Raw genomic sequence first — 8,687 nt, forward strand, 5'->3', positions numbered from 1 at the left:
CTGCACCCAGTCGATGACACGCAGCCGGGTGCCGAAATCCTCGCGCAATTGCTCGGCGCGCACCCTTGTGCGGTTGCTGATCAGGATCTCGGGCACCCCGGCATCCAGCAGCGACGCCACCACCGCCCGCGCCGCGCCGCCCGCGCCCAGCACCACCGCCGGCCCGGCGCCGGGCTTCCAGTCGGGGGCGCCCTGGCGCAGGTTCTCGATGAAACCGTAGCCATCTGTATTGTCGCCGATGATCTTGCCGTCATCACGGAAGATCAGCGTGTTCACCGCGCCGATCAGCGTCGCCCGGTCGGTCACGTGATGCACAAGGTCGATCACCGCCTCCTTGTGGGGGATGGTGACATTGGCACCGACAAACCCCATCTTGGGCAGGGTCTTCACCACTTTCTTGAGATGCCCCGGCTCGACATCCATGGGGATGTAATGCCCGGCCAGCCGATAGGTTTTCAGCCAGTGCCCATGAAGCTGCGGCGATCTGGAATGCACGATCGGATGGCCGATCACGCCGGCCAGGGGTATCTTGGTCAATGTCATGCCATCAGGTCTCCGCGATCGGTCAGGTAGTTCAGCAACTCGAGTAGCGGCAATCCGAGCACATTGAAATAGTCACCATCAATGCGCCGGAACAGGCGCACGCCTTCCTCTTCCAGCTTGTAGCCCCCCACCGACCAGCGGATGCTGTCCCAGTTGCGGGCAAGGTAGTCGTCGAGATAGGCGTCGGAGAAATCGCGCATCTGAAGACGCACGACACCGACATGGCGCCAGACCGGCTGCCGTTCATGAAAGACCACCAGCGCCGACAGCAGCTGATGCGAGACCCCGCGCAAAAGCCGCAGCTGCTGGCGGGCCTCGTCCGGGTCGGCGGGTTTGGCAAAGACGCGCCCGTCGAAGGCCAGTACCTGATCGCAGCCCAGAACCAGCGCCTCGGGGTGTTTCGCCGCCACCCGCGCCGCCTTGGCCTCGGCCAGGGTGTCGGCGATGTCGCGCGGCGCGGCGCCCTCTGCCTCGAGCGACTGGCGCAGCATCTCTTCGTCGACCGCCGCTGTCCTGACCTCGAAATCCAGCCCGGCATTGCGCAGCAGCGTGGCGCGGATCTGGGAACCGGAGGCCAGGATGATCTTCTTCGCCATGTGGATAAATCCGTGGGTTAATGCCCTCGGGGGCCGGGGTTTCTTTTGTGGGAAATTCGGCGCCGCAATGCAAGCCGTGCATAACCGCCGCGTTTCACGGTGTTCCACGAAATCCATCCGCTCGGGGCAAGGACAAGTCGGTTTCTGTGGGTGGCCGAGTTGCAAACAGGAACCCCCGATTTCGCCCCGGATGTCTTCCACAGTCGGGATCGGGCCAAGCCCATGTTCCTGATTGCAAAACCCGGCTTGTCCACAGTTTCGGTGCAGGCCACCAGCGATCCTGTCCAGATGGGGATAAGCACAGAGACAACCGGGTAATCCACAGTTTGCGCCGCCCCTACAAAAACATCATCCTTTCTTCTTCTTTCTTATTTATTTAGACAGATCCCGATCGAAACGCGGAATGGCCCATGTCGTATTTTCTTGTCGATATTTACCCCTACGTTTTGTCGCTGCATATCATGGCGGTGCTGTCCTGGATGGCGGGGCTGTTCTATCTGCCGCGTCTCTTCGTCTATCACGCCGAACGCGCCGAAAACGGCGATCAGCTCGATGAGACGCTGAAGATCATGGAATTCAAGCTCCAGCGCTACATCATGTCTCCGGCCAGTGTCGTTGCATGGCTGGCGGGGCTGACGCTGGTGTTCACGCCGGGGGTCGTCGACTGGACGGCGGTCTGGCCCTATACCAAGGGCGCCTGCGTGATCGCCATGACCGCCTTCGATCACTGGCTGATGATCATGCGCAAACGCTTTGCCCGCGGCGAGAACCGGCTTGCCGGGCGCAGCTACCGGATGATGAACGAGGTGCCGACCCTGCTGATGGTGGTGATCGTTCTTTCGGTGGTGGTGAAATTCTGAGAATTTGACTCCACGCGCGGCTTTGCTTAGACAGGCGGGCAACAGGCCCGTCCGGGCCATGTGTCTTCCGATTTCAAATGATGAGTCGCGGCCCCGTCGGGCGCGCGGATGGGATATTTGCCATGAGCACCGAAAAACTCGCTCTTGCCGAGCTGAAAGCCAAGAGCCCCAAGAGCCTGCTGGCGATGGCCGAGGAGCTGGAGATCGAAAACGCCTCGACCATGCGCAAGGGCGAGATGATGTTCCAGATCCTGCGCGAACGCGCTGATGAGGGCTGGGAAGTCTCGGGTGACGGGGTGCTGGAAGTGCTTCAGGACGGCTTCGGTTTCCTGCGCTCGCCCGAGGCCAACTATCTGCCCGGTCCCGATGACATCTATGTCAGCCCCGAGATGATCCGCAAATTCTCCCTGCGCACCGGCGACACCATCGACGGGGTGATCAAGGCCCCCGAGGACAACGAACGCTATTTCGCGCTGCAGAATGTTTCGCTGATCAATTTCGAAGCGCCGGAAAAGGCACGCCACAAGATCGCCTTTGACAACCTGACGCCGCTTTATCCCGACGAGCGCCTGAAGATGGAGATCGAAGACCCGACGATCAAGGACAAGTCGGCGCGGGTGATCGACCTTGTGGCGCCGATCGGCAAGGGTCAGCGGTCGCTGATCGTGGCCCCGCCGCGTACCGGCAAGACGGTGATCCTGCAGAACATCGCCCATTCGATCGAGGCCAACCACCCCGAATGCTATCTGATCGTGCTTCTGATCGACGAACGCCCCGAAGAGGTGACGGACATGCAGCGTTCGGTCAAGGGCGAGGTGGTCTCCTCGACCTTTGACGAGCCCGCCGCGCGCCACGTGGCCGTGGCCGAAATGGTGATCGAAAAGGCCAAGCGGCTGGTGGAGCATAAACGAGATGTTGTGATCTTGCTCGACTCGATCACAAGACTTGGTAGGGCCTTTAACACCGTGGTGCCCTCTTCGGGCAAGGTTCTGACCGGCGGTGTCGATGCCAACGCGCTGCAACGGCCCAAGCGTTTCTTCGGCGCTGCGCGCAATATCGAAGAGGGCGGTTCGCTGACCATCATCTCGACCGCGCTGATCGATACCGGCAGCCGCATGGACGAGGTGATCTTCGAGGAATTCAAGGGCACCGGCAACTCCGAGATCGTGCTGGATCGCAAGATCGCCGACAAGCGCGTGTTCCCGGCGATCGACATCCTGAAGTCGGGCACCCGGAAAGAAGACCTGCTGATCAACAAGACGGATCTGGCCAAGACCTTCGTGCTGCGCCGCATCCTCAACCCGATGGGCACCACCGATGCGGTCGAGTTCCTGCTGTCGAAACTGAAACAGACCAAGACCAACTCGGAATTCTTCGATTCGATGAACACCTGAGCGGGGAACACCAAGAGGTGTCGTGATGGCCTTTGCGGCTGAGACAATTTTTGCACTGGCCACGGCCCCCGGTAAAGCGGGGGTCGCTGTCATTCGGGTGTCCGGTTCCTTGGCGGCCACGGCCGGCCGGGCGCTGTTCGGATCGCTGCCAGAGCCGCGGCTTGCCAGCCTGCGCCTGCTGAAGGATGCCGAAGGCCGGCGGCTCGATCAGGCGCTGGTGCTGTATTTCCCAGAGAAGAACAGTTTTACCGGCGAAGAAGTGATCGAACTGCACCTGCATGGCTCGGTCGCGGTGGTCAACGCGGTGCTGCGGGAGCTGTCGGACATGCCGGGGCTGCGGCTGGCCGAAGCCGGCGAGTTCACCCGGCGGGCGTTGGAGAACGGCTGCCTCGATCTGGCCCAGGTCGAAGGGCTGGCCGATCTCATCGAGGCCGAGACCGAAGCCCAGCGGCGCCAGGCGCTGCGGGTGCTTTCGGGCGACCTTGGGCAGCTGGCGGGAGGTTGGCGCGAGAAGCTGATCCGCGCCGCGGCGCTGCTCGAGGCGACCATCGACTTTGCCGACGAAGAGGTTCCCGTCGACGTCACCCCCGAGGTTCAGGCGCTTCTGGCCGTCGTGCGGGGCGAACTGGCCTCGGAAATCTCGGGGGTCGATACCGCCGAGCGCATTCGCACCGGCTTCGAGGTCGCCATTCTCGGAGCGCCCAATGTCGGCAAGTCGACGCTTTTGAACGCGCTGGCGGGGCGCGAGGCGGCGATCACCTCGGAATATGCCGGCACCACGCGCGATGTGATCGAAGTGCGCATGGACCTGAACGGTCTGCCGGTGACCCTGCTTGACACCGCCGGGCTGCGCGAAACCGAGGACCACGTCGAGGGCATCGGAATCGAGCGGGCGCGGGAACGGGCCCGCGCCGCCGATCTGCGGGTGTTCCTGATCGAAGAGGGGCAGCACCCCGATTTCGAACCGCTGCCCGGTGACATCGTGCGCGCCGCCAAGGCCGACACCCTGAGCGACGCCGGGGCGGCGGTCTCGGGCAAGACCGGGCAGGGCGTGGCCGAGCTGGTCTCCGAGATCACCTCGGTGCTGTCGCAGCGCGCCGGGCGTTCCGGCGTGGCCACGCGCGAGCGCCACCGCGTCGCGATGATGCGCGCCAACGACAGCCTGGCGGCGGTGCACGCGGTTCTCGACCTCGGGCCCGAACAATATGAGATCGCGGCCGAAGAGCTGCGCAGTGCGATTCGGGCTTTGGATTCGATCGTCGGTCGCGTAGATGTTGAAAACCTGCTGGACGAGATCTTTTCGAGTTTCTGCATCGGTAAGTGAGGAGTGTTTCACGTGAAACATTTTGACGTCATTGTGGTCGGCGGCGGACACGCCGGGGTCGATGCCGCCCATGCCGCGGCGCGCATGGGGGCGCAGACCGCGCTGGTGACGCTGAAGAAATCCGGCATCGGCGTGATGAGCTGCAACCCGGCCATCGGCGGCTTGGGCAAGGGGCATCTGGTGCGCGAGATCGACGCTTTGGATGGCGTCATGGGTCGCGTAGCCGATAAGGCCGGCATCCAGTTCCGGCTGCTCAACCGCCGCAAGGGGCCGGCCGTGCAGGGGCCTCGGGCCCAGGCGGATCGCAAGATCTATCGCAGCGCCATGCTGGCCGAGATCGAGGGATGCGAAAACCTGACCATCGTCGAGGGCGAGGCGGTCGATTTCCGCATGTCCGGCAATGCCGTCGCCGGGGTGGTTCTGTCCGACGGCAGCACGCTGGAAGCGCGGGCCGTGGTTCTGACCACGGGCACCTTCCTGCGCGGCGTCATTCATATCGGCGACGTCTCGCGCCCCGGTGGGCGGATCGGCGATGACCCCTCGGTGCGGCTGGCCGAGCGCATTGACAGTTTCGACCTGCCGCTCGGGCGGCTCAAGACCGGGACTCCGCCGCGCCTGAACGGCAAGACGATCGACTGGTCGGTGCTGGAAAAGCAGCCGGGTGACGACGATCCGGCGATGTTCTCCTTCCTCAACACGGCGCCCTTTGCACGGCAGATCTCCTGCGGCATCACCCATACCAACGAGGCCACCCACGCCATCATCCGCGAGAATCTCGGGCGCTCGGCGATGTATGGCGGCCATATCGAGGGCATCGGGCCGCGCTATTGCCCTTCGATCGAGGACAAGATCGTCCGCTTTGCCGACAAGACCTCGCATCAGGTCTTTCTCGAACCCGAGGGGCTCGACACTGAAACGGTCTATCCCAACGGGATTTCCACCTCGCTTCCGGTCGATGTGCAGGAGGCCTATGTGCGGTCGATCCGTGGGCTCGAGGCCTGCGAGATCCAGCAACCCGGCTATGCCATCGAATACGACTATGTCGATCCGCGCGCGCTGGATGCCGGGCTGGCGGTGAAATCGGTGCCGGGCCTGTTCCTTGCGGGGCAGATCAACGGCACCACCGGCTATGAAGAGGCGGCGGCCCAGGGCCTGGTTGCCGGCTTGAATGCGGCGCTTTTGGCCCGCGGGCAGGACGCGCATCATTTCGGCCGCTCGGACAGTTATATCGGGGTCATGGTCGATGATCTCATCACCCGCGGGGTCAGCGAACCCTATCGCATGTTCACCTCTCGGGCCGAATTCCGCCTGTCGCTGCGGGCCGACAATGCCGACCAGCGCCTGACCGCGAAGGGGCGCGACCTGGGTCTGGTGGGCGAGGCGCGGTGGCGCGTCTTTGCGGGAAAGTCCGACAGGTTGGAGCGTGGCCGTGCCCTTCTGGAGGAGGACAGCCATTCACCGAAACAGCTGAACGAAGCCGGCATTTCGGTCAACCGCGACGGCCAGAAGCGCACCGCCTTTCAGGTTCTGTCCTTTGCCGATGTCGACTTTGCCGAGATCGCGGCGCTGGATGAACGCTTTGCCGCGATCGACCCCGAGATTCAGCAGCAGCTGGCGCGGGATGCGCTTTATGCCAATTACATCGAACGCCAGCAGCGCGATGTCGAAGCCCTGCGGCGCGACGAGGGGCAGGCGATCCCGGTGGGTTTCGATTACGAGGCCATCGAGGGGCTCTCCAACGAGCTGAAGATGAAGCTGAAACAGGCGCGGCCGTCGAACCTGGGGCAGGCGGGGCGGATCGACGGCATGACCCCGGCCGGGCTGACCCTGCTGATGGCCAAGATCCGCCAGGCCGCACGGGGAAAGACGGCATGACAAGCCAAGACCGGCGGCGTCCGGATGTTTCACGTGAAACAATGGAGCGGCTTGAAACCCTGGCCGCGCTGCTGACGAAGTGGAACCCGCGCATCAACCTGGTTTCGAAATCGACGCTGGCCGACCTCTGGCAGCGCCATATCCTTGATTCGACCCAGGTCTTTGATCTTGCCGGGGGCTCGGTCGACCATTGGCTGGATATCGGCAGCGGCGGCGGCTTTCCCGGTCTTGTGGTGGCGCTGATGGCGGCCGAACCCGGAGCGCCGCGCCGCGTCACCCTGATCGAAAGCGATCAGCGCAAATGCACCTTCCTGCGCACGGTGCTGCGCGAGACCGGCGTTGCCGCGACCGTTCTGACCCGGCGCATCGAAGAGGCCGATCCGCAGAACGCCGATATCCTGTCGGCGCGGGCGCTGGCCGATCTCGACGGGCTTCTGGGCTTTGCCGAACGCCACCTTTCGGCCGATGGCACGGCGCTGTTCCCGAAAGGCGTCACCTGGAAAAAAGAACTCGCCCGTGCGCAGGAATCGTGGTCATTCGCCCATGAGGCCATTAAAAGTAGCACGGAATCCAATTCGGTTATTCTCAAGGTCAAGGAAGTTCGGCGTGTCTGACCCAACCCGTCCCAAAGGTCCAAAAATCATTGCAATCGCCAACCAGAAGGGCGGTGTCGGCAAGACGACGACGGCGATCAACCTCGCCGCGGCGCTGGTCGAGGCGGGCTGCAAGGTTCTGGTGGTCGATCTTGACCCGCAGGGCAATGCCTCGACCGGGCTTGGCATCGACACCGAAGATCGGCAGTACACCACCTATGATCTGCTGCTGGACGATGTCGAACTGGGCGAGGTGATCCGCCCCACCGACAAGCCGAGTATGGCGATCATCCCGGCAACCGTCGATCTCAGCTCGGCCGATATCGAGCTGATCTCGAACGAAAAGCGCAGCTTTCTTCTGCATGATGCGCTGCGCCAGCCGGCCATGGACGCCTATCACTGGGATTACATCCTGATCGACTGCCCGCCCTCGCTGAACCTTCTGACCGTGAACGCGATGATTGCAGCGCATTCGGTGCTGATTCCGCTGCAAAGCGAATTCTTTGCCCTCGAGGGCCTGTCGCAGCTGATGCTGACCGTGCGCGAAGTGCGCCAGACTGCCAACCCCAAGCTGCGTATCGAAGGGGTGGTGCTGACCATGTTCGACGCGCGCAACAACCTGTCGCAACAGGTCAAGCAGGATGCGCGCGACAATCTCGGCGATCTGGTGCTGACCACCAAGATTCCGCGCAATGTGCGGGTTTCCGAGGCGCCTTCCTATGCGCAGCCGGTGCTGGATTACGATCCGGGCTCGAAGGGCGCCGAGGCCTATCGCAACCTCGCGCGCGAGATTCTCAGCAAGCAAATGAAAACCGCAGCCTAAAAGAGGAGCCAGCCATGGCGATCAACAAATCGAAACCCCGGGGGCTGGGGCGCGGATTGTCTGCCCTGATGGCGGATGTCACCGAAGATCAGGTGGCGGCGGCGACACAGACGCCGCGACAGGCCGACATGCTGGTGCCGATCGAGCGGATCGTGCCCAACCCGGACCAGCCGCGCCGCGATTTCACCCAGGATCAACTGGAAGAACTGGCGGCCTCGATCCGCGAAAAGGGCGTGATCCAGCCGCTGATCGTGCGCGAGAAAGAACCCGGCACCTATGAGATCGTCGCCGGTGAACGCCGCTGGCGCGCTTCGCAGATGGCGCAGCTGCACGAACTGCCGGTGGTGGTGCGCTCTTACGATGATACCGAGGTTCTGGAAATCGCCATCATCGAGAACATCCAGCGCGCTGACCTCAACCCGGTGGAAGAGGCGGCGGGCTATCGTGCGCTGATGGACCGTTTCGGCCACACGCAGGAGAAACTGTCGGAGGCACTGGGCAAGAGCCGCAGCCATATCGCCAACCTGATGCGGCTCTTGATGCTGCCCGAAGATGTGCAGGATATGCTGAAGCGCGGCGATCTGACCGCCGGCCATGCCCGGGCGCTGATCACTGCCGAAGACGCCAGTGCTTTGGCGCGGAAAGTGGTGAAATCGGGTCTGTCGGTGCGTCAGACCGA

At 63.2% G+C, this 8,687-nt stretch carries 9 protein-coding genes; 7 read left to right on the forward strand and 2 right to left on the reverse strand.

Annotated features, from left to right (window positions below; genetic code table 11):
- A partial coding sequence (locus ABZD10_RS11225) for a shikimate dehydrogenase (protein WP_372886564.1) occupies positions 1 to 543 on the reverse strand: 543 nt, incomplete at its 3' end.
- The gene (locus tag ABZD10_RS11230; protein WP_372886565.1) at positions 540 to 1,139 is read right to left on the reverse strand and encodes a nucleoside triphosphate pyrophosphatase; all 600 of its coding nucleotides are present in this window, start codon (positions 1,137 to 1,139) and stop codon (positions 540 to 542) included. The genes ABZD10_RS11225 and ABZD10_RS11230, both read right to left, overlap by 4 nt.
- A gap of 410 nt (positions 1,140 to 1,549) precedes the next feature.
- Between ABZD10_RS11230 and ABZD10_RS11235 the strand changes: the two genes are divergently transcribed.
- From ABZD10_RS11235 to ABZD10_RS11265, 7 genes are all read left to right on the forward strand, one after another.
- Entirely contained in the window at positions 1,550 to 1,999 is a 450-nt protein-coding gene (locus ABZD10_RS11235) for a CopD family protein (protein ID WP_372886566.1), read from the forward strand.
- Between the two features lie 122 nt (positions 2,000 to 2,121).
- Positions 2,122 to 3,393 (forward strand): transcription termination factor Rho, encoded by a 1,272-nt coding sequence (rho, locus tag ABZD10_RS11240; protein WP_372886567.1) that lies wholly within the window; start codon positions 2,122 to 2,124, stop codon positions 3,391 to 3,393.
- A 25-nt stretch (positions 3,394 to 3,418) separates the two neighbouring features.
- Positions 3,419 to 4,717, forward strand: coding sequence for a tRNA uridine-5-carboxymethylaminomethyl(34) synthesis GTPase MnmE (mnmE, locus tag ABZD10_RS11245; RefSeq protein WP_372886568.1), 1,299 nt, complete (start codon positions 3,419 to 3,421; stop codon positions 4,715 to 4,717).
- Positions 4,718 to 4,720: 3 nt separating this feature from the next.
- Positions 4,721 to 6,592: a tRNA uridine-5-carboxymethylaminomethyl(34) synthesis enzyme MnmG gene (gene mnmG / locus ABZD10_RS11250; protein WP_372886571.1), complete on the forward strand. Its 1,872-nt coding sequence runs from the start codon at positions 4,721 to 4,723 to the stop codon at positions 6,590 to 6,592.
- Positions 6,589 to 7,206, forward strand: a complete 618-nt coding sequence (gene rsmG / locus ABZD10_RS11255; protein ID WP_372886573.1) for a 16S rRNA (guanine(527)-N(7))-methyltransferase RsmG — start codon at positions 6,589 to 6,591, stop codon at positions 7,204 to 7,206. The genes mnmG and rsmG overlap by 4 nt, the downstream gene beginning before the upstream one ends.
- Positions 7,199 to 8,008: a ParA family protein gene (locus tag ABZD10_RS11260; RefSeq protein ID WP_372886574.1), complete on the forward strand. Its 810-nt coding sequence runs from the start codon at positions 7,199 to 7,201 to the stop codon at positions 8,006 to 8,008. Before rsmG ends, ABZD10_RS11260 begins: the two co-directional genes overlap by 8 nt.
- 14 nt (positions 8,009 to 8,022) lie before the next feature.
- Positions 8,023 to 8,687, forward strand: a 665-nt coding sequence (locus ABZD10_RS11265) for a ParB/RepB/Spo0J family partition protein (RefSeq protein WP_372886575.1), incomplete at its 3' end; no start/stop codon positions are given.

The organism is Shimia sp., assembly GCF_041624275.1.
GTDB lineage: Bacteria > Pseudomonadota > Alphaproteobacteria > Rhodobacterales > Rhodobacteraceae > Shimia.